We start from the raw sequence: 21146 nt of genomic DNA, 5'->3' as shown, positions 1-21146 counted from the left end.
TTCCCCTCTCCCCCGTGGGGAGAGGGCTGGGGTGAGGGGTGGATCTAACGACCACCCGAAACCTCAAGCCGTCCATTCAACCCTTCAACAGATTCCAGCTCTTCAACCCGCCACAGCTGCCCAAGCAATTCTTCGGCCTGCCGCCGCGCCAACACCCGCCCGGCCAGACTGAAAAACTTCTCCTCCAGCGCCGCATCACTCAGCGGATTCCCCGGCGCGCCCAACGGCACTTCAACGCACAAGCTCGCCTGCCGACCGTCCACGGTCCGCACGCTCACGACGGGCTCGCCATCCTCGGACAGTTGCGGATCCACTTCAAGCCGGATACGCGACATCCACTGGGCCAGGCGCGGATCGCTGCGTTGTGCCTCGTCATAGGCTTCCAATCGGCAATGCCCCAGGACCAGCCGCGCAGCGAGGGCATAGCGCAGGCTCATCTGCGCCGCCGCCAGACTGGCGACTTCCTGCCCGCCGCACATGTCCAGCAAGAACCCGCACAGCGACACTTCAATGTCCTCGACCTGATCGGCACTGACCTGCAACTGCGCCAGTAACAGACCAAGGGCATCAATCGCCGAATGCGTCCCGCGACACGCGGCGTAAGGCTTGATCGAGCAGCGGGCGAGTTTCCATACCCGGCCCAGATCTGCATCCAGCGCTTCGGGCACAGCGGCATCGCCAGCGAGGGTCTTGAGAAAACCACCCCAGACATCATCGAACAGTTTCGTCGGCCCGGTGATCCCGCGCTGGGCAAACCGCGCGGCCAGCAAGCCACCTTCGGCAGCGCGACCGCTGTGGAGTTTTTTGCTTTGGGAACCGTCATGAATAAACGCCCAAAGACCGCCGCTGAAGCTGCCGGCAATGCCGAGGGCCGACAACGTTTGTGCCGTGTCGAGGCCGAGAATCCGCGCACTGGCCGCTGCCGCGCCGAACACCCCGCAGGTGGCCGTGGAATGCCAACCGGCGCCGTTATGCGCCGAATAACTGCCGCAGGCTTCCAGCACTCGACGTCCGATTTCATAGCCGATGACCACCGCAGTGATGAACGCCCGGCCATTGACCGGTTTGTCCGCCATGGACACCGCCGCCATCACCGCGGGCAACACCACCGCGCCGGAATGGTCACAACCACCGGTATCGTCCAGTTCCAGCGCATGGGCGGCGATGCCGTTGAGCATCGCGGCCTGGGCCGCACCAACGTGCCAATCGGTGCCCCAGACCGGCGTGTTGCCGGTTTCGCCTTCGAACACCCGGCGCGCCTGTTTCGCCACCTCACTGCCAGCCCCGGCCAGGGTCGCGCCGAAGGTGTCGAGGATGTGCCGCTTGGCTTGCTCAACCAGCGCCGCGGGCAAATCCTCAAATTGCGTATCGACGCAAAACTGCGCCAAGTGCTCCATGCGCATGACGCCTTGGTAGGCACTGCCGAACTCGCTCATACCCCGTAATCCCGATAGTGCCGCTCATACACCGCCGAAGGATGATCCTCCGTCGCCTGCACCGCTGAATCCGCCCACCATTGCGCGATCTCGCCAGCCGTGGCGATCCATACGTCCTGATGCTGCTGAATGCCCTGAAGCAACTCGCGCAGCACGCCAATCCGCCCCGGCGTGGCGATGATCTCCGGGTGCAGTCGCAGCACGTAACACAGGCCAAAACGGTGAAACCCGGCGAAGTCCATTTGCAGGTTGCCGAGGGTGTGGCTGTAGGAGGCGATCCGCGATTGCGCCGGCGGCACGGCCGGGCTGAGGTTGAAGGCGAAATAGGGTTCGTCTTCCAGTTCGTAGTGCAACGGCAGTTCGATGACTTCGGGAGCCGTGGGGTGAGCGAACGGCAAATCATCGCCGCGCCATGACGAAGACCAGCGGATGCCTTGATCCCTCAGCGCTTCGATGAAGCCTGGCTTGCCGTTGCCCGCCGGAATGCGGAAACCGGCCGGACGTTGGCCAGTCAATGCGCTCAAGGCTTCGCAGCCCTTGGCGATGTCGGCGCTCTGTTCGGCGAGCGTCAGGCTGTCGTAGTTCTGATGGCGATACCCGGCGCAGGCAATCTCATGCCCACCGGCCAGGATGGCTTTTATGTGCCCGGGGTTTTCCTCGGCGACGATCCCGGGAATGCACCAGCTACTGCTGACGCCCAATTCTTCGAATAAACCGAGTAGGCGATCCACGCCGCGCTGGCTGCCGTAACGCCATACCGACAAGGTCTTGTCGCGCCCGGCCACTTCCGGGGCCTGGGTCAGGATGCCGTGGATGTCGTTGTAATCGACGGTCAACACCACCGCGCAGCGATGGCCGTTAGGCCAGAGAGTGGAATCAGCCATGGTGATGCTCCTTCAGCCACCACTGGGCGACATCGCGGCACGTAGCGAACCACACGTCATCGCGCTGGCGCATGTGTTCGAAAAGTTTTTCCAGCAACAGGATGCGTCCCGGTTTGCCGGTGATTTTGGGGTGGAACAGGGTGGTCAGGCACAAGCCTTCATCCATGGCGCCGTCATATTCGCGGCACCAGTTGTCCAGGGTCAGCTCGTAACTGGCGGTGCGGTCCAGCCCGGAAGGGAAGTTCGGCGCACGGGTGTAGGCGAGGGAGGCGTAGTCGTCCATCTCCCAGCGGCCGGGGATTTCCACCAGCGGTGTGTCGAAGCCGGGGACGTTGACCAGATAAGGTCGATCATCGCCGCGCATGCTGCTGGAATAGGTCACGCCGGCTTCCACCAGCATCGCCGGAGTTTCGGCGCGCCAGTCGCCGGACGGCGTGCGAAAACCTTCGGCGCGGATGTTCAAGTGCTTCCAGAACACCTCGCGGGATTTCTGCATCACGTCCTTTTGCTGATCCAGCGTCAGGGCGTAAAAGGATTCGTGTTTATAGCCGTGGTACGCCACTTCGTGCCCGCGCTCGACAATCGCCTGGCATTGCTTCGGCCAATTCTCCACGACCCAGGCCGGGACGAAGAAGGTGGTCGGGATCTGGAACGCGTCGAGCACATCGAGCAGACGGGGCAGGGCGCGGTAAGGGCCGTAACCGCCGAAGCCGAAGTACTCGGGCTTGTGCCAGATCGAACCGTTGAGCATCGCATCGCCGGTCGGACCGTCGAGGTCGAAGGCCAGGGCCAGGCAAGCCTTGTGCGGGGCGGGCCAGGTGGGTTGTAGCGAGGAGGACATCAGGTGGCTCTCCATTAATGTTCAGGTAAAACACAATCCCCGTAGGAGCGAGGCTTGCCCGCGAAGGCGGTGTGTCAGTCAACGATGATGTTGAATGTGACGGCCTCTTCGCGGGCAAGCCTCGCTCCTACGTTGGGTTTGAGTCGATCAGCCTGTAGGAGCATGGCTTGCCCGCGATGGCGGTGTGTCAGTCAACGATGATGTTGAATGTGCTGACGCCTTCGCGGGCAAGCCTTGCTCCTACAGGGCAAGCATTACTTGCCGGCGTTAACCGTCACTGTCTTGATCGCGCCCAACTCCAGGTCCCACTTCTTGAGGATGGTCTGGTAGCTGCCGTCATCGATCATGCTCTGCAACGCCACTTTCACCGCCTCGCTCAACTCAGGCTTTTTCTTGCTCACGCCCAGGCCGGTGAATTGCACGGAGATCGGCAGGCCCACGGTCTTGTACATGTCCTTTTCCTGAGTCTTCAGGTAGGACAAGGTCTCGCTACCCTGCATCGCCGCGTCGATCCGGCTCTGGCGCAGTTGTGCGCGGGCATCTGCCGAGCCTTCGGTGCCGATCACCACGATCGCCGGTTTGCCGGCGGCTTCGCAGTTGGCCTTGCTGTACTCGGCAATTTCCGCCGGGAACGTCGTGCGGCGGCTGGTGCCGACTTTCTTGCCGCACAGGTCGGTGATTTCGTTGAAGTCCTTGTTCTTCTGCAAGGTGTAGAACTGCGGGCCGCTGGTGAAGTAGTCGACGAAGGTCACGCTGGCCTGGCGCTCGACGGTGTCGGTCATGCCCGACAGCACCATGTCCACACGGTCGGTGGTCAGCGCATTGATCATTTGCTCGAAGCCGGTTTCCTGCCATTTGATCTTCACGCCCAGACGCTCGGCCAGGGCGTTACCCAGGTCGTAGTCGAGACCGGTCAGCGTGTTGGTCGCCGGGTCCTTGAAATCCATCGGCGGGTAGTTCGGCATGATCGCAACGACGATCTCGCCCTTGGCCTTGATGCTGGCCGGCAATTCGGCGGCGAAGCTGACGCTGGAAGCCATCAGGCCGGCGAGTACTGCTGGAATTACGAAGTTCTTCATGGTCGTTCTCTTATGAGTGTTGTTACGCCAGCCGGCGTTTAGGTTCGAACGGCAGAAATGAAGCTTTGGGTGCGCGGGTTTTGTGGGCTTATTAGTATTTCTTCGGGGCTTCCAGCCTCCACGATCTGCCCGCCGTCCATAAACACCATGCGGTTGGAAACCTCGCGAGCGAAGCCCAGTTCATGGGTGACGACGATCATGGTCATGCCGGTTTGCGCCAGATCGCGCATCACCGACAGCACCTCACCGACCAATTCCGGGTCGAGTGCCGAAGTGGGTTCATCGAACAGCATCAGCTTGGGGCGCATCGCCAGGGCGCGGGCAATCGCCACCCGTTGCTGCTGGCCGCCCGACAGTTCAATCGGGTAGCTGTTGCATTTGTCGGCCAGGCCGACCCGGGCCAGCAATTCCTGGGCTTCTTCGTGCGCTTCTTTGGGCGAGCGCTTGAGCACCTGGCACGGGCCTTCGATGATGTTTTGCAGCACAGTCATGTGCGGAAACAGGTTGAACCGCTGGAACACCATGCCGGTGGACAGGCGTTGACGGGCAATCTGCGACTCATTGAGTTCATGCAGTTTGTTGCCGACGACCCGGTAACCCACCAGTTCGCCATCGACCCAGAGTCCGCCCTTGTCGATTTTTTCCAGCTGATTGACGCAGCGCAGCAAGGTGCTCTTGCCCGAACCGGACGGGCCGATGATGCACAGCACTTCGCCTTGCTCGACTTCGATGTTGATGTCTTTGAGCGCGTGGTACTGGTCGTAATATTTGTTCAGGCTCACGGCCTTGACGATGCTTCTCATGTCGAACTCCTCAAGAACGCTTGCCGGCGCCGCGAGCGAAACGACGCTCCAGACGGCTTTGACCAAAGGACAGAACCGTCACGGCGGCCAGGTACCAGATACCGGCGACGATCAGCAATTCCATGACCCGGGCATTGGCGTAGTAGATGTTCTGGGCGTTGTAGAGCAGTTCCGAATACTGGATAACGCTCGCCAGGGAGGTCATTTTCACCATGCCGATGAATTCGTTGCCGACCGGCGGAATGATGATCCGCATTGCTTGCGGCAGGATGATCCGGCGCAGCGCTTGCAGGCGCGGCATGCCGATTGACTTGGCGGCTTCGTATTGGCCGGTGTCCACGGACAGCAGGCCGGCGCGCACCACTTCGGCGGTGTAGGCACCCTGGTTGATGCTCAACCCAAGCAGGGCCGCCACGAACGGCGTCATCAGGCTCACGGTGTCCATTTCGAACAGGCCGGGAATGCCGATGGTGGGGAAGATCAGCGCCAGGTTGAACCACAACAACAGTTGCAGGATCAGCGGCGTACCACGGAACAACCAGGTGTAGGTCACCGCCACGTAGCGCAAAATCGGATTGGCCGACATGCGCATGATCGCCGTGATCACCCCGAACACAATGCCCAGCGCCATGGCCAGCACCGCCATGACGATGGTGTTGAACAAGCCCCACATGATCGCTTGGGACGTGACGAACTGGCCGATGTAGGACCATTCGATCTTGCCTTCGGCGAAGGCGCGGACCAGGCCGAGAATGGCGATGACGATCACGGTGGCGAAGAAAATCCGCCCGTAATAGCGCCGTGGCACATGGTGGTACTGGGTGATATCAAACTGGTTGTCCGCCAGGTTGCGCTCCGCCTGGAGACGTTCTGCCTGAGTCTGGCTCATGATGTTTCTCCGTACACTGGTATTTCAGGTCAACCCCAATCCCTGTAGGAGCAAAGCTTGCTCGCGATGGCGGCGCGTCAGTCGGCATCTGTGTTGATTGACACACCGTCATCGCGAGCAAGCTTTGCTCCTACAGGTTTTGCGCCATTTTCAGAGACGGAAGCCCTGGTAGTTCTCGGTCCATTTGTGCTGCGCGGCGAGGGCGGTTTTCAAGCGGCCGATCTGCTCGCGCACCTGTTGCGGCGCGGTGCCGCCCCAGCCACTGCGGGCTGCGATGGCGGCTTCCAGGGTCAGGCTGTCGCGCACTTGCGGGGTCAGGCGCGGATCGATCTCGGCCAGCAGCGCGGTAGAGGCTTCCCACAACTCGATATCGTGTTTCTCACAAGCCTGAACCAGCGCACCGGTGATCTCGTGGGCTTCCTTGAACGGCACGCCGCGCATGGCCAGCCAGTCGGCGACTTCGGTGGCGAGGGTGAAGCCCAATGGCGCCTGACGCCGCAGTTCTTCAACGTTGACCTTCATGGTCGCGACCATCCCGGCCATGGCTGGCAACACCAGCAGCAGGGTGTCGACGCTATCAAGCACGCCGTTCTTGTCTTCGCTCAAGTCGCGGTTGTAGGACAGCGGCAGGGATTTGAGGGTGGACAGCAGACCGGTGAGGTTACCGATCAAGCGGCCCGCCTTGCCGCGAGCGAGTTCGGCGATGTCCGGGTTTTTCTTCTGCGGCATGATCGAGCTGCCGGTGGCGTAGGCATCGTCCAGCGCGACCCAGCGAAATTGCCGCGACGACCACAGGCAAAACTCTTCAGCGAGGCGGGAAATGTTGATCCCGAGCATGCTGGCGATAAACAGGAACTCGGCAACGTGGTCGCGACTGGCTACAGCATCGATGGAGTTTTCACACACGCCGCTGTAGCCCATTTCCTTGGCCGACTGCTGGGGCAGGCGCGCGATGGCGGAACCGGCCATGGCCGCGGCGCCGAGTGGCGACAACGAAGTGCGCACATCCCAGTCCACCAGGCGTTGCACGTCACGCAGCATCGATTGGGCGTGGGCCAGCAAGTGGTGGGCGAAGACAATCGGCTGCGCCTGCTGCAAGTGGGTGAAACCCGGGCAGATGCTTTCGATGTGTTGTTCGGCCTGATCCACCAGCGCTTGTTGCAGGGCCAGCACTTCAACGGCCAGGGTGCGCACGTGATCACGCAAGAACAGGCGCAGGTCGTTGGCGGTCTGGTCGTTACGCGAACGACCGGCGCGCAGCTTGCCGCCCAGAGCGCCAAGACGTTCGGTCAGCAGACGTTCAATAAAGGTGTGAACGTCTTCGTCATCCAGGGTCGGGGCGATGCTGCCGGCCTTGAAGTCAGCGCCAATACCGGCCAAGGCGTCGAGCATGGTCTGGGTTTCTTGCTCGGTCAGCAAACCGGCGCGTTGCAGTTCCCGGGCATGGGCCTTGGAGCCGGCCAGGTCGTAAGGCGTGAGGCGGAAATAGCGCTCAGGGCAACGGGACAGGGCCGCCAGGGCTTCGGACGGGCCGCTTTTGAAGCGAGCACCCCAGAGACGGTCGGTGGTTTGAGACATTGTTGTTTTCCTCGTCGTTACGCGAAAGTCAGAAATTGATCTGGTGTTTTGCGAAGAGCTTCGCGGGCAAGCCTCGCTCCTACAGATCGGTGTGCCAGGCCCCGAAACACCCGCCGCAAATCAATGAGGCGTGGTTAGGCCAAAGCAGTTTTCAAAGGGGCAGTTGCGAAGTGGCGAGAGCTGATCGAAGTGTCAGCTTTTAATGGTGCGAAATCAGTGAGTTGGCACTCAGGTACGGAAATTATTAGCGGTTGCCAAGCCTTGTTTTCTGTGTTCATTATTATTGGCCAGCTATGTTTTTGTTGTTGGACACAGATTGTTTGCTAGGGCGCCAGAGGTAAATAAGCATTATGGAAACCCCACTTTCCAATTCCGGAAACCCCGCGCCGAAACCGACTCAGCGAGCACCATTGGCACTCAGCGGCCTGGACTTCAAACTGCTCAAAGTGTTCAAGGCCGTGGTCGAGGCGGGCGGCTTCAGTGCCGCGCAGAACGAGCTGAATGTGGGGCTGGCGGCCATCAGCAAACAGATTTCCGACCTTGAGATTCGCATCGGCATGCGTCTGTGCACGCGAGGTCGGGAGGGCTTTCACCTGACGGAAGAAGGGCGCCTGGTGTATCAGGCGTCGATTGATTTGTTTGCTTCGGTCGATAACTTTCGGGATCGGCTTAGTTCGGCGCAGAACGAACTTATCGGTGATCTGGGTGTGGGGGTTATTGATAATACGATTTCCGATCCTGATTCTCCGTTAGTTGCAGCGCTTAGAAGAATCAATGAAGAGTCACCAAAGGTAAGGTTTCAACTTCAGGCCTCCCAATTGGATGAAATAGAACGAGGGGTTGTGGAGGGGCGATTAGTGGCGGGAATCGTGCCGGTTTATCAAAAACGCGAAGAGTTCGATTACTACGCGCTTTACGAAGAACGCTCGCAGGTTTACTGCGCGGTCGGCCATCCGTTGTTCTCAGTGCCGGAAGCGGAAATCGGCAGCAACGTGCTCAAGGACTACGAGTGCGTCAACCATCGCTACGCGATTCATCGGGACAAACTGAATTTTGCCCGCTACGACAGTTTTTCAGCCTCGGCGACCCAGGTCGAAGCCGTGGCGCTGTTGATCAAGACCGGCTGTTTTGTGGGCTTCCTGCCGCAACATTACGCCGCCAACCTGGTGGCTCAGGGGCAATTCCGGGCAGTGCGCCCGGACCTGATTTATATCGTCACGCCGTTCAATCTGATCCTGCGTCACAACACCGTGCGCAGTCCGTTGGTCAAGGCGTTTGCCCAGGCGTTGGGTGTGGATTTGAAAGCGCCGGTGTGAGTAGCAGGCACATCGCACACCGCCGTTCACCGGGCAAACCGTGGGCGACTTCTTGACGCAAAATCGCCAATAAACATGGGCTGGTTTCAGCAGGGCTCAATGTTTCAAAGCCGAACCGTTGATAAAACGCTGCATTCCACGGCAAGTCGCGAAAGGTGGTCAGGGTCAGACCGCCGAGTTCTCGTTTACGGGAATGTTCAATCGCCGCTAACAGTAACTTTCCACCGATGCCCTGGCCCTGAAAGTGTTGGCTGACGGACAGTTCCTGTATATGCAATTGGTTGTCGACTTGTTCGGCACTGAGAAATCCCGCAAGTACACCATCGGGCGATTCAGCGACCCAAACATCGTTGGTTTCGATGGCGTGCAGGTGTTGCCGGGCGTCGGTCACGGGTGAGTCGGCGAGCCAGGCAAGTGACGGGTCGGTGCGGAACAATGCCGCCGCCGACCGTTCGATGGCGGGGAGGGCGTTGGCGTCAGTAGGTTGGGCACGGCGCAGGGTGATAGTCATGATTGTTGTGTAGGAGCTGCCGGAGGCTGCGATCTTTGGATCTTAACGGCAAAGTCAAAAGATCGCAGCCTACGCCAGCGCCTACAGGGGTTATGCGTTAAGGCTTGAGATGCAGCAAGACGTAATCGTTTTTATCGAAACGACCGGTCAATGCGGGCTCCAGCAACCGCAGCGAAGTGTCTTTCATGGCGTTGTAATCACCCTGATCCATCATTACCCAAACTGGCGTCTTGAGGGTTTCCAGTTCCTGCGGCGACTCGGTGAACACCGGTTGCAAATCCTGTTCGATATTGACCATGAACTTGATCGCCTTCGCGTCCTTGCCCATGCCGTACAGCACCAGCGGCGCCGGTTCTTGTTGCACCAGGGCGAAGGCTGCGCGACTGAAGCTGCGCGAATCGTAGAGTTGGCGTTCCACCGGTTCGAACACCAGGATATACACCGACCACAGCCCCAGCACCGCACAAAACGCCATTGCCTGCGCCCGCCAGGCTGGTCGGAAAAACGCGGCCAACGCGATCACCTGCAACGCACCCAGCACAATCAATATCGGTGTCAGTGCGGTCAATACCCCGGGGAACCGCCGCTGGCCAACCATCAATGCCACGATCAACAGCCCCGGAATCACCAGCCACAACCCTTGCATCAAGCCACGCAACACGCCAAACCATCGGCCTTGCATCACCTGAAACGGATACGCTGCAATGATCGCCGCCATGGGCAGCATCGGGAGCAAGTATCGGGCTTTTTTCGCCTGGGGAATCGACAGCCCGAGCATCACGATCAGCCCGGCCGCCGCGCAGTACTGCACCAGACGCAATGGCGGTCCGGCCTCACGCGGGTTGGTCAGGCAGATCGCTGCCAGGGCCAACACCGCCAGTGGATACGCCAGCGCATAGTTGCCCATGGAGCTGGTGAAGTAATACAGCGAGCCGCTGACCCCCTCACTGCCATCCATGCGTCCCATGAACTGCATGCGAATCACGTCCTGCATAAAGGCCGGACCACCACTGAGCTTGGCCAGCAGCAACAGCAAACCGACACACACAACCAGCAATCCAGCGGCGACCAGCCCGAAAGCAAACAGTCGTTGCCATTGACGATTAAGCAGGAAATAGCTGCACAACATGCCAGTGGGGACCACGAGCCCGATCGGCCCACGCACCCCGAAACCCAGCAGCAACAAGGCAAGAATCAGCAACCAGCGACGTGGCGCGCCAAAGTGATCGGCGGCATAGCCCAGGTAGAACACCGAAAACGCCACCGCCGCCAGCATCAAGTCCAGGGACACGGCGCGGGTTTCGGTGACGAAGGTGTTGGTCAGCAGAAGCAGGGCGATGCTCAGCAACGCCCAACGGGTGGAGTACGGCGCCAGCAGTCGGTACATCAACGTGACGATGACCGCACCGGCCAATGCACTGGGAAGCCAGGCACTGAAGGCATTCACCTGCCCGAACGGCAACGACAGCAACCAGACGAATAATGTGCTGATCGCCGAATAGTCGGCATAGGGTTGGCCATAGGTGGTCGGGAACACCGTTGGCCCGTGGCGCAACATTTCCTGGGCGAACAACACGAACCGCGAATCGAAGCCGATTGCAGTCTGCTGATAAACCCCGGCCATGAACAACAGCAGCGCCAACAGCCCTGCACCGAGGGACTGTCGACGGATCTGAGCATCCACCGTCAGGCAACCGACGAAATGGAAGACCATTGCTGGTATGGAATCGGCAGGTTACGCGAATCCCCACGGCCCATCGGGAAGTACAGGAAGCCGCTGCGGGACAGGCGTTCGGCGTCATACAGGTTGCGCCCGTCGAAGATCACCGGCGCAGCCAGGCGCTGGCGGATCAGGTCGAAATCCGGTGCCTTGAACTGCTGCCACTCGGTGCAGATGATCAGCGCATCGGCACCGGCCAGTACCGATTCCGGGGTGCCCATGAGCATCAGCTTCGATTCGTCCGGGTATAGATGCTGGGTTTCCTGCATCGCTTCCGGGTCGAATGCCCGCACATTGGCGCCTGCGGCCCACAAGGATTCCAGCAACACCCGGCTCGGCGCATCGCGCATGTCGTCGGTATTGGGCTTGAACGCCAGGCCCCACACGGCAAAGGTCTTGCCAGTCAGGTTGCCCTTGTAGAACGCATTCACCCGTTCGAACAGCTTGTGTTTCTGCCGCTGGTTGATTGCTTCCACCGCTTGCAGCAGGTCGCTGGAGCAGTGGGCCTGTTCGGCGCTATGGATCAGCGCGCGCATGTCCTTGGGAAAGCACGAACCGCCATAACCGCAGCCCGGATAGATGAAGTGATAGCCGATACGCGAGTCCGCGCCGATGCCCAGGCGTACGGATTCAATATCGGCGCCCAGGTGTTCGGCCAGTTCGGCGATCTGGTTGATAAAGCTGATCTTGGTCGCCAGCATGCAGTTGGCAGCGTACTTGGTCAGCTCGGCGCTGCGCAGGTCCATGAACATGATGCGATCGTGGTTGCGGTTGAACGGGGCGTAGAGATCGCGCATGACGTCGCGCACTTCGTCACGCTCGCAGCCGATGATGATGCGGTCCGGGCGCCGGCAGTCCGCCACCGCCGAACCTTCCTTGAGGAATTCGGGGTTGGAGACGATATCGAATTGCAACTGGCGGCCGGCCTCTTCCAATCGGCACTCGATGTGCGCGCGCAGGGTGTCGCCGGTGCCGACCGGCACGGTGGATTTTTCCACCAGAATCACCGGTTGCTCACGATGACGGGCCACGGCATCACCGACCGACAGCACGTATTTCAGGTCGGCCGAGCCGTCTTCACTGGACGGCGTGCCCACGGCGATGAACAACACCTCGCCATGCTGCACGGCCAGTTTTTCGTCGGTGGTGAACTGCAGGCGCTTGGCCTCCAGACTCTCCCTGACCAGACTGGCCAGCCCCGGTTCGAAGATGCTGACATGGCCCTGCTGGAGCAATTCGACCTTTTTGGCATCGATGTCCATGCAGATCACATCGTGGCCGACTTCAGCCAGAACGGCAGCCTGTACCAGGCCAACGTAACCACTACCAAATACACTGATTTTCATGGGTCATTCCTGAGAACGGAGACGCGAGCAGGTCGAGAGTTGATGGTGATGACACCCAGAACGACGAGGGCCACCCCAAGGCTTTTTGCAAGACTGAAATGTTCGTTGAACGCAGGCAGGCTGGCGGCCAGCAGGTACACCAGCGCATAGCTGATGCTCAGCAGCGAGTAGGCCCGCCCCAGCGGTACGTCGCGCAGGGCCAACAGCCAACTGAGCATCGACAACGCGTAGGCGAGGATGGCTGCCAGCACCACGCCGACAGCAACCGGATCGACGCTGCCATTGCCCAGGGCGGTCAGCCATTGATCCGGTTGCGGCAACCGGCTCATGCTCCAGCGCATACCCAATTGCGCGCCGCTGGCGAGCATTACGCTGCCCAGGGCAAAGGTGATTCCACGGCGCAGGTTCATGTGTGTTGCCCCAGCAAAACCACACCCCCGATTACCAGCGCCACACCGAGCCAATGGCGTCGGTCGACGGGTTCGTGAAAGACGAAGCGTGCGACCAAGGTGATCAGCACAAAATTGAGACTGAGCATCGGATAGGCGACGCCGACTTCCAGGCGCTGCAATACCAACAGCCAGACCAGCAGGCCCATACCGAGGGAGAAAAGCGCCAACCACAGCCACGGCGAGCGTAATTTTTCGCCCCAGCCAGTGGTTTTGCCGCGCCAGCTTTCGACGGCGTACTTCTGGGCGACCTGGCCCAGGCATGTCAGCAGGCAAGCGGTAAGCAACAGAAGCAGGCTCATGACGCTTCCTTGGGGATGATCAGAATCACCAGATTGCCTTGCTCGTAGCGCTTGCCTTCTTTAGGCAGCAGATCCACTTCCTGCAGTTCTTCGTCACCCTTGACCCGCATGACCACGCCCACCGAACCCTGCTTGCGAGCATCGCGCATCCACTGTTGCACTTTGTCGAGGGTGATTCGGCGATCGCGTGCTTCGGGGAAATCAAGGCCGTATTTCAGCTCACCGACGGTGTTGTACAACGCCACTTGCGGACGTTGCAGACGCCAGGCCAGTGCCGATGCGGCCCCCAGATCGTTGCTCATCAGTTGGCTGGTCTGGCTGAGTTCCTGGGCGTGTTCGAGGATGAATTGGTCAGGGGTCTTGTTCGACACCACCGAGTTGGGCAACCCGGCCGGGATCAGGCCGATGAACAGCAAGCTGCCGAACGCCGGTGCCGCCCAGCATTGCAAGGGCCGGAAGGCTTGCAGCAGGTTGGCCATGATCCAGCCGATCAGCGCGATAAACACCAGCACCAAATTGTGCAGCTCGAGTTCGTACAGCGGCTTTTTCAGTTGCAGGTAAACCAGGGCCAGCAGAACCGTCAGGCCCAGCACCAGGTTGAGCAAACCGTTAAGCCCCAGCGCCCGGCCTTGCTCAAGCTGCAAACGATCGGCCACGGCATTGCCCAGCAGCAGGGCCAGAGGCAGCAGGCACGGCAGGATGTAGGTCGGCAGTTTGCCGTTGCTCAGGCTGAAGAACACCAACGGCATCAGCAGCCACAACAGCAGGAAAGCAATGCTCGCCTGACGGCGGGTGTGCCACGCCTGCTTCAGCGCCGTCGGCAGCAACACCGCCCACGGCAGACTGAAGGCCACCAGCAGCGGCAGGTAAAACCACCAGGGCGCGTCATGCTGGGCATCGTCGCCGGCAAAACGCCGGATATGCTCGTGCCAGAAGAAGAACCGCCAGTAATCGGGCTCCTGGGCATGCACGGCCAAGGCCCACGGCAGGCTGACGGCGATAGCCACAATCACCGCGAGCGGGCCGTAAACCAGCAATTCACGCCAGCGTTTCTGCCAGAGCATCCAGGGCAGGGCGATCAGCACCGGCAGCAGCCAGGCGAGAAACCCCTTGGTCATGAAACCCATGCCGCAGGCCAGTCCCAACGCAGCCCAACTCAACAGCCGCTGACCGGTGCTTTTGCTGTCCAGCGCAAACCACAGGGCTACCAGGCTCAGATTGACCCAGAAGGTGAATTGCGGATCGAGATTGGCATAACCGGCCTGACCGGCCACCACGGTGAAACTCATGTACAGCAAGGCGCAGGCAAAACTTTTGCGTGGGTCGTTCCACAAGCGGCGGGCAATCAGGAAACACAGCAACACACTCAGCCCGGTGCTCAGGGCTGAAGCGAAGCGCACACCGAACAGGTTTTCGCCAAACAGCGCCTGGCCGAGGGCGATCATCCAATAACCGGCCACCGGTTTCTCGAAATAGCGCAAACCCATAAAGTGCGGTGACACCCAGTTATCGCTCAGGAGCATGTCCTGGCTGATCTGCGCATAACGGGTTTCGTCGGGAATCCACAGACCGTGGGTGCCCAACGGCAACAGGTAAGCCAGCAACATGACAACCAGCAACACAGGCAAGGCCCAGCGTTTACTCATGCGCCTTGTACTCCCAGCCAGCCTTCACGGCCGTCGAGGGCGCCGCGTACCACACGCCCGGCCGGCAGGCTGGCGAATGACTCGGGCAACAGATCGCCCAAGGGTTTGAAACAGATGTCACGCTGGCGCGCATCGGCCAGCAGTTGACGAAAATCGTTGGCCATCAGAATCCCTTCTACCTCGGCGTGGATCGTGTAGACATTGAGTTTTTCAGGGGTGAAGCGGTCCAGAATGAAGGCGTTGAAGTCCTTTGCCGCCACGGTTGGCCCGACCACCTCGTCGAAGGTTGGCAAGTCCACCGGGATTTGCGGTGCGCCCAGAAGGCCATTGGCCAAGGTCGGCTGGAACAGGCTCTGGCCGCGGCAATCGCTGTTGTAGCGAAAGCCGAACGCTTGCTTGGCTTCGATCACGCGCTCGTCTGCCCGCCAACCGGCGGAGGCCGAGCAGTCGATTTTTTCCCCGAGGATGTCGCTGAGGCTGTCGACGCCCCGGCGAATCTGCTCGATCAGTTGCGCATCGCTCCAGGTCCCGGCATTGGCCTGCCAGCCGTGGTGATCCCAGGCGTGCAGGCCGACTTCATGACCGGCTGCCCGGGCCTGACGCATCAGGTGCCCGAGGTCGCGACCAATCGGTTTGCCCGGCCAGGCAGTACCGGCCAGCAAAATATCCCAGCCATACAGGCCGGCGGCGTTGGACCGCAGCATTTTCCAGAGGAATTGAGGACGGATGAGGCGCCACAAGTGGCGCCCCATGTTGTCCGGCCCGACACTGAAGAAAAACGTCGCCTTGACCTGGGCCTCATCGAGGATTTCCAGCAACCGGGGCACCCCCTCACGGGTGCCTCGGTACGTGTCGACATCGATTCGAAGGCCTGCCTGCATCAGCGCTTGTCCGCGATTTCGAGCATGGCTTCACGCAGGAAGAAATCCAGTGTGTTGCCGATGGTTTCGCTCATCTCCACCGTTGGCGTCCAGTCCAGCAGGCGCTTGGCGTTGTCGATGCTTGGTTTACGGTGCGACACGTCCTGATAGCCAGTGCCGTAGAACGCCTTGCTTTCCACGTCGCGGAAACCGGCGAACGGTGGGAAGTTGCTGCGCAGCGGGTGCGCCTCGAACTGACGCAGCAGCTCTTCGCCCAACTGGCGGATGCTGGCTTCGTTGTCCGGGTTGCCGATGTTGATGATCTGGCCGTTGCACACGTCATTGTCGTTGTCGATGATCCGCGCCAGGGCTTCGACGCCGTCGGCGATGTCGGTGAAGCAGCGTTTTTGCTCGCCGCCGTCGAACAAGCGAATCGGCGTGCCTTCCACCAGATTGAGGATCAGTTGGGTAATTGCCCGGGAGCTGCCGATCCGTGCCGAGTCCAGACGGTCCAGGCGTGGGCCCATCCAGTTGAAAGGACGGAACAGGGTGAAATTCAGGCCTTTCTGGCCGTAGGCCCAGATCACGCGGTCGAGCAATTGCTTGGAGACCGAGTAGATCCAGCGTTGCTTGTTGATCGGGCCAAGCACCAGGTTGGAGGTATCTTCGTTGAAGCGCTCGTCCTGGCACATGCCATAGACTTCCGAGGTCGATGGGAAGATCACGCGTTTGTTGTACTTGACGCAGTAGCGCACCAGTTTCAGGTTTTCTTCGAAGTCGAGTTCGAACACGCGCAATGGGTTGCGGGTGTATTCGATCGGCGTGGCGATGGCCACCAGCGGCAGGACCACGTCGCATTTCTTGATGTGGTATTCGATCCACTCGGAGTGGATGCTGATGTCGCCTTCGACGAAGTGGAAATTCGGGTGGCTGCGCAGGCGGTCAATGGCGTCGGAACCAATGTCCAGGCCATAGACTTCATAGCGGTCGTCACGCAGCAGGCGCTCGGACAAGTGGTTGCCGATGAAACCGTTGACGCCGAGGATCAGCACGCGGGTACGGCGCGGCGCTCGGCCGGATTCAGCACCACGCAGCACCGAACCGTCGACCAGGCCCAGCTCATTGGCCAATTGCGGGCCGCTCAGGTACAGGCCGTTGTCGTTACGCTGGCCGGCAGTGACCACCAGCGAGTCTTCGCCACAGGCAATGCGCAGCGGATCGACACTGATCACGCGGCCTGGGGCCTGACCTTCATTGCCTTTGACGACTTGCGCGCCCCAGACAATCAACTTGTGCTCGCCGACGTCGCAGAACGCGCCCGGGTATGGTTGGGTGACGGCGCGCACCAGGTTGAACAGCTCTTGCGCCGGTTTTTTCCAGACCAGTTTGCCATCGGCCGGGGTACGACGGCCAAACACGGTGGCCTTGGATTCGTCCTGCGGGGTTTCGCTGACTTTGCCTTGCAGCAGCGCTGGCAGGGTGTCGCGCAGCAGGGAACTGGCGGCGTCGCGCAGCTTGGCGTGCAGGGTCAGGGCGGTGTCGGAGCGCTCGATTGCAACTTTGTGCTGGGCGAGGATGGCGCCGGCATCGGCACGTTTGACCATGCGGTGCAGGGTCACGCCGGTCTCGGTTTCGCCGTTGACCAGTACCCAGTTGGCGGGTGCGCGACCACGGTAGAGCGGCAGCAACGAACCGTGCAGGTTGAACGCACCTTCGCTCGCGGTAGCCAGCAGCGGTTCGCTCAGCAGGTTGCGGTAGTAGAACGAGAAGATGTAGTCCGGGTTGAGCTTGGCGATGCGCTCGACCCACAGCGGATGGTTGGCATCTTCCGGGGCGTGCACGGGAATGCCTTGGTTGGCGCACAGTTGCGCAACGGAGCCGTAGAAAGCGTTTTCCTTCGGGTCATCGGCGTGGGTGAACACGGCCGCAATCTCAAAACCTGCGCCAAGCAGGGCGTCGATGCCGGCACAGCCGATATCGTGATAGGCGAAGACAACAGCTTTTTTGCTCATGAGAGAACCTGTTCTGAAGAAGTGGAAGTAAGACCGTCGACCGTGACAACGGGAGCAGGGGAGGCGGGTTGGCTACGCAAGACTTTTTCGATAAAGAACCGCGGGCGTGCCCGGACATCGCTGTACATGCGGCCCAGGTATTCACCCAGCAGGCCCATGCCGATGAATTGCCCGCCGGTGAAGACGAACAGCACGGCGAACAACACGAACGTACCGCCGCCAGCCCAGCCGGCGCCAAAGGCCAGGCGCAGGACAATCAGTGCGATGGCAAACAGCACGCCAAGACCGGCCATGCAGAAGCCGACGATGCTGAGCAGGCGCAGCGGGGTGGTGGTCATGCACGTGATCAGGTCGAACATCAGATTGACCAGTCGCATCGGGCTGTACTTGGATTCGCCGTGTTCGCGCTCGGCGTGGGTCACCAGAATTTCCGTGGTGTGCCGGGCGAAGCTGTTGGCCAGGATCGGGATAAAGGTGCTGCGTTCACGGCAGGCGAGCATCGCGTCGACAATGGTGCGGCGATAGGCCCGCAGCATGCAGCCGTAGTCGCTCATGGCCACGCCGGTGGAGCGTTGCACGGCGAGGTTGATCAGTTTCGACGGCCAGCGGCGCAAGGCCGAATCCTGGCGATTGTTGCGTACGGTGGCGACCACGTCGTAGCCAAGTTCAGCCTGGGCCACCAATCGCGGGATTTCTTCCGGCGGGTTTTGCAGGTCGGCATCGAGGGTAATCACCACGTCGCCCTTGCACTGCTCGAACCCGGCCATGATCGCCGCGTGCTGGCCGTAGTTACGGTTGAGAATGACCGCGACCACCCGGCTGCCTTCACGATTGGCGGCGTCCTCGAGGATCTGCGCCGAATCGTCACGACTGCCGTCGTCCACCAGTACGATTTCGTACTCGTAATGCAATTGAGCGCAGGCCGCTTCGGTGCGACGCAGCAGTTCGGGCAGGCTTTCTTCTTCGTTGTAGACCGGAATGACGATCGACACGCAATTGATTGGGTAAGGTTTCAAAGGCTTCTGTCCATAATGTTTGCAATGGCGTCGACAACACGTTCGACGTCGTCGCCGGTCATGTCGGGGAACAACGGGATCGAACACAGCCGGGCCGAGTTCCATTCGGTATTGGGCAGGTAGATGTCCGGGTAACGCTGGCGGTAGTAGGTGTGCAGATGGGTGGCGATGAAATGGATGCCGGTGCCGATGTTCTGCTCCTGCAAGGCCTTCATGAACGCTTCGCGGTCGATCCCGCAACGTTCGGCGTCGATGCGCAGGATGAACAGGTGCCAGGCGTGTTGCTGCGGATAGGTCGGGATCGCCAATGGCTGCACCGGCAGGCCTTCGAGCCGTTGCACGTAGGTCTGGGCCAGTTGCGTGCGCTTGGCGTTGATCTCGTCCAGCCGCTCCAGTTGCACCAGGGCGATGGCCGCATTGATGTCGGCCAGGTTGTATTTGAAACCGGGTTCGATGACTTGGGCCTGGGGTTTGCGGCCACCGGTCAAACGGTCATAGGCGTCAACGCCCAAACCGTGGAACTTGAGCATGCGCACCCGGCTGGCCAGGGCTTCGTCGTCGCTGACAAACATCGCGCCTTCGGCGCAGGTCATGTTCTTGATCGCGTGGAAGGAGAAAATCGCCGTGCCTTGGGAACCGACGTGGCGTCCCTTGTAAAACGTGCCTGCTGCGTGGGCCGCGTCTTCAATGACCGCAATCCCGTGCTTGTCGGCCAGGGCATAGAGGGGGTCAAGATCGAACGCGGCACCGGCGTAATGCACCGGGATGATTGCCTTGGTCCGAGGCGTGATCGCCGCTTCGATGCTGTCCAGGTCTGTCATCAGGGTGTCGCGATCGACATCGACAAACACCGGCGTCGCCCCCAACAGGCAGATCATGTTGGCGGTGGACACCCAAGTCTGGGACGGGGTAATGACTTCATCCCCGGGACCGATGCCCAAGGCCAGTAAGGTGATGTGCATGCCACCGGTAGCCGAGGACAATGCCACCGCATGTTTGCAACCGACGTAATTAGCGAAGTGCTCTTCCAGTGCCTGGTTTTTTGGCCCGGTCGTGATCCAGCCAGAGCGCAATACTTGCTCTACGGCTGCGATTTCTTCATCGCCAATACTGGGGCGAGAGAAGGGGAGAAAAGCCTGACTCATGGAGACCTCGGGGCATAGACAGCAACGGAATTTCAGGTGCAGTGATTCGGATCCAATTTAAGCGTAGTCGCTAAAATGAAAGCTGCATCAATTAGTTACTAGAGAAATGTGACAAATTGTCTAGGTTGACTTTTGACTGCCGGCTCGTCAGGTTGTGCTGGCTGACTACCGGTGGCCCGACTCATTAAGGTTAAGCGCGAAAATGTGAAAGGGACATGAAAAACCGGTCGGCGAATCGTTTATCTGAAGTTCAGACAGCTAGAGTTCAGCCTTCGACCGTTTATCGCGCTAATCCCGACGCTTGCTATTCCTTACAGCAAGTAACCGAACTCTTAGTTGTTGTGTTGAACCGTTTTCATTCAAGGCTTTTTCGTTTGATTGACTTACCTGTTGATGACACCAAGATTACAAAAACCAACCCGCTGATCGTGTATTTGGCGCGCTTGGCGCCGTCCAGCCAACTGACCATGCGCTATGTCCTGCAAGACGCGGCGGATCGCCTGGGCTTCGAAGACATGAACATCGAGGAAATTCCCTGGTACGAACTCCAGCCTGAGGATGTCGTCGCGTTAGTGGCGGCCTTGCGCACCGACGGTTACGCGCCGAACACCTCTTCGCTGTATGTGAACGCCGTACGAGGCGTCATGAACGAAGCCTGGCGCATGAGCCTGATCAGCCAGGAGCACTTGCTGAAAATGCGCTCGGTCAAAGGCATTGCCGGCACGCGGTTGTCCCAGGGGCGCAACCTCAAGCGCACGCTGATTCAGGAGTTGATGGAAGTCTGTGCCGCCGACCCACGGCCACAAGGCCTGCGGGACGCCGCGATCATTGCGGTGTTGTACGGTTCGGGCATGCGCAAGTCGGAATCGGTGAACCTGGACCTGAACCAGGTGGATTTCAGCGAGCGCAGCCTGCGGGTCACGGCCAAGGGCAATAAGCAGTTGATCAAATACGCGCCAGCCTGGGCGTTCGCCAAACTGGACGCATGGCTGGAGTTGCGGCGTTCTCAACTGGGGGAAGGGCTGGAGGACGATCCATTCCTGTTCAACCGTATCCGTCGCGGCAGTCACATCACCCGCGAGCGCATCACCAAACATGCGATCTATTACATTGCCCGGCAACGTGGCGCCCAGGTCGGGGTGAAGATCATGCCCCATGATTTCCGTCGTTCGTTTATCACTCGGGTGATCGAAGAACACGACCTGTCGATCGCCCAGAAACTGGCGCATCACAGCAACATCCAGACCACCGCCAACTACGATGTGCGCAATGACAATGAACGGCGCCGGGCGGTAGACCGCTTCGATCTGTGA

Annotated in this window: 19 protein-coding genes; 2 read left to right on the top strand and 17 right to left on the bottom strand. The window is 60.1% G+C overall.

Annotation, left to right across the window (positions count from 1 at the left end; translation table 11 throughout):
• Positions 1–44: 44 nt before the first annotated feature.
• The 7 genes from BK667_RS13290 to argH form a co-directional block, all read right to left on the bottom strand.
• Complete coding sequence (locus BK667_RS13290) at positions 45–1403, bottom strand: MmgE/PrpD family protein (RefSeq protein ID WP_123598013.1); 1359 nt, start codon at positions 1401–1403, stop codon at positions 45–47.
• A 29-nt stretch (positions 1404–1432) separates the two neighbouring features.
• Positions 1433–2320: a polysaccharide deacetylase family protein gene (locus tag BK667_RS13285; protein ID WP_123597867.1), complete on the bottom strand. Its 888-nt coding sequence runs from the start codon at positions 2318–2320 to the stop codon at positions 1433–1435.
• The gene (locus BK667_RS13280) at positions 2313–3161 is read right to left on the bottom strand and encodes a polysaccharide deacetylase family protein (RefSeq protein WP_123597866.1); all 849 of its coding nucleotides are present in this window, start codon (positions 3159–3161) and stop codon (positions 2313–2315) included. Before BK667_RS13280 ends, BK667_RS13285 begins: the two co-directional genes overlap by 8 nt.
• 254 nt (positions 3162–3415) lie before the next feature.
• Positions 3416–4240 carry an ABC transporter substrate-binding protein gene (locus BK667_RS13270; protein ID WP_123597865.1) on the bottom strand — a complete coding sequence of 275 codons (825 nt, stop codon included), beginning with the start codon at positions 4238–4240 and terminating at the stop codon, positions 3416–3418.
• A gap of 38 nt (positions 4241–4278) precedes the next feature.
• Entirely contained in the window at positions 4279–5043 is a 765-nt protein-coding gene (locus tag BK667_RS13265; protein WP_123508278.1) for an amino acid ABC transporter ATP-binding protein, read from the bottom strand.
• A 10-nt stretch (positions 5044–5053) separates the two neighbouring features.
• On the bottom strand, positions 5054–5932 hold the full coding sequence (locus BK667_RS13260; RefSeq protein ID WP_123508279.1) for an amino acid ABC transporter permease: 879 nt from the start codon (positions 5930–5932) through the stop codon (positions 5054–5056).
• A 150-nt stretch (positions 5933–6082) separates the two neighbouring features.
• Positions 6083–7510, bottom strand: a complete 1428-nt coding sequence (argH, locus tag BK667_RS13255; RefSeq protein ID WP_123597864.1) for an argininosuccinate lyase — start codon at positions 7508–7510, stop codon at positions 6083–6085.
• Positions 7511–7860: 350 nt separating this feature from the next.
• Here argH and BK667_RS13250 point away from each other — a divergent pair, with 350 nt between their 5' ends.
• Complete coding sequence (locus BK667_RS13250; protein WP_123597863.1) at positions 7861–8826, top strand: LysR family transcriptional regulator; 966 nt, start codon at positions 7861–7863, stop codon at positions 8824–8826.
• On the opposite strand, the gene BK667_RS13245 is transcribed toward BK667_RS13250, so the two are convergent.
• From BK667_RS13245 to arnB, 10 genes are all read right to left on the bottom strand, one after another.
• Positions 8777–9337: a GNAT family N-acetyltransferase gene (locus BK667_RS13245; protein ID WP_123597862.1), complete on the bottom strand. Its 561-nt coding sequence runs from the start codon at positions 9335–9337 to the stop codon at positions 8777–8779. The two genes, BK667_RS13250 and BK667_RS13245, sit on opposite strands and share 50 nt — an antisense overlap.
• Positions 9338–9434: 97 nt before the next feature.
• Positions 9435–11051, bottom strand: a complete 1617-nt coding sequence (locus tag BK667_RS13240; RefSeq protein ID WP_123597861.1) for a glycosyltransferase family 39 protein — start codon at positions 11049–11051, stop codon at positions 9435–9437.
• The gene (locus BK667_RS13235; RefSeq protein ID WP_123508284.1) at positions 11024–12403 is read right to left on the bottom strand and encodes a UDP-glucose dehydrogenase family protein; all 1380 of its coding nucleotides are present in this window, start codon (positions 12401–12403) and stop codon (positions 11024–11026) included. Before BK667_RS13235 ends, BK667_RS13240 begins: the two co-directional genes overlap by 28 nt.
• Positions 12400–12813: a 4-amino-4-deoxy-L-arabinose-phosphoundecaprenol flippase subunit ArnF gene (gene arnF / locus BK667_RS13230; protein ID WP_123508285.1), complete on the bottom strand. Its 414-nt coding sequence runs from the start codon at positions 12811–12813 to the stop codon at positions 12400–12402. The genes BK667_RS13235 and arnF overlap by 4 nt, the downstream gene beginning before the upstream one ends.
• Positions 12810–13154: a 4-amino-4-deoxy-L-arabinose-phosphoundecaprenol flippase subunit ArnE gene (gene arnE / locus BK667_RS13225; protein ID WP_123508286.1), complete on the bottom strand. Its 345-nt coding sequence runs from the start codon at positions 13152–13154 to the stop codon at positions 12810–12812. The genes arnF and arnE overlap by 4 nt, the downstream gene beginning before the upstream one ends.
• On the bottom strand, positions 13151–14800 hold the full coding sequence (gene arnT / locus BK667_RS13220) for a lipid IV(A) 4-amino-4-deoxy-L-arabinosyltransferase (protein ID WP_123597860.1): 1650 nt from the start codon (positions 14798–14800) through the stop codon (positions 13151–13153). Before arnT ends, arnE begins: the two co-directional genes overlap by 4 nt.
• Positions 14797–15681 carry a 4-deoxy-4-formamido-L-arabinose-phosphoundecaprenol deformylase gene (gene arnD / locus BK667_RS13215; protein WP_123508288.1) on the bottom strand — a complete coding sequence of 295 codons (885 nt, stop codon included), beginning with the start codon at positions 15679–15681 and terminating at the stop codon, positions 14797–14799. Before arnD ends, arnT begins: the two co-directional genes overlap by 4 nt.
• Entirely contained in the window at positions 15681–17672 is a 1992-nt protein-coding gene (gene arnA / locus BK667_RS13210; protein WP_123597859.1) for a bifunctional UDP-4-amino-4-deoxy-L-arabinose formyltransferase/UDP-glucuronic acid oxidase ArnA, read from the bottom strand. Before arnA ends, arnD begins: the two co-directional genes overlap by 1 nt.
• On the bottom strand, positions 17669–18688 hold the full coding sequence (arnC, locus tag BK667_RS13205) for an undecaprenyl-phosphate 4-deoxy-4-formamido-L-arabinose transferase (RefSeq protein WP_123508290.1): 1020 nt from the start codon (positions 18686–18688) through the stop codon (positions 17669–17671). Before arnC ends, arnA begins: the two co-directional genes overlap by 4 nt.
• On the bottom strand, positions 18685–19833 hold the full coding sequence (gene arnB / locus BK667_RS13200) for a UDP-4-amino-4-deoxy-L-arabinose aminotransferase (RefSeq protein WP_123597858.1): 1149 nt from the start codon (positions 19831–19833) through the stop codon (positions 18685–18687). Before arnB ends, arnC begins: the two co-directional genes overlap by 4 nt.
• 374 nt (positions 19834–20207) lie before the next feature.
• On the opposite strand from arnB, the gene BK667_RS13195 reads away from it, so the two are divergent.
• Positions 20208–21146 carry a site-specific integrase gene (locus BK667_RS13195; protein WP_123508292.1) on the top strand — a complete coding sequence of 313 codons (939 nt, stop codon included), beginning with the start codon at positions 20208–20210 and terminating at the stop codon, positions 21144–21146.

The organism is Pseudomonas frederiksbergensis, from assembly GCF_003732705.1.
GTDB lineage: Bacteria > Pseudomonadota > Gammaproteobacteria > Pseudomonadales > Pseudomonadaceae > Aquipseudomonas > Aquipseudomonas frederiksbergensis_F.
Note: the sequence above shows the minus strand (reverse complement) of the source record. Positions and strands in the feature narration are given on the sequence as shown.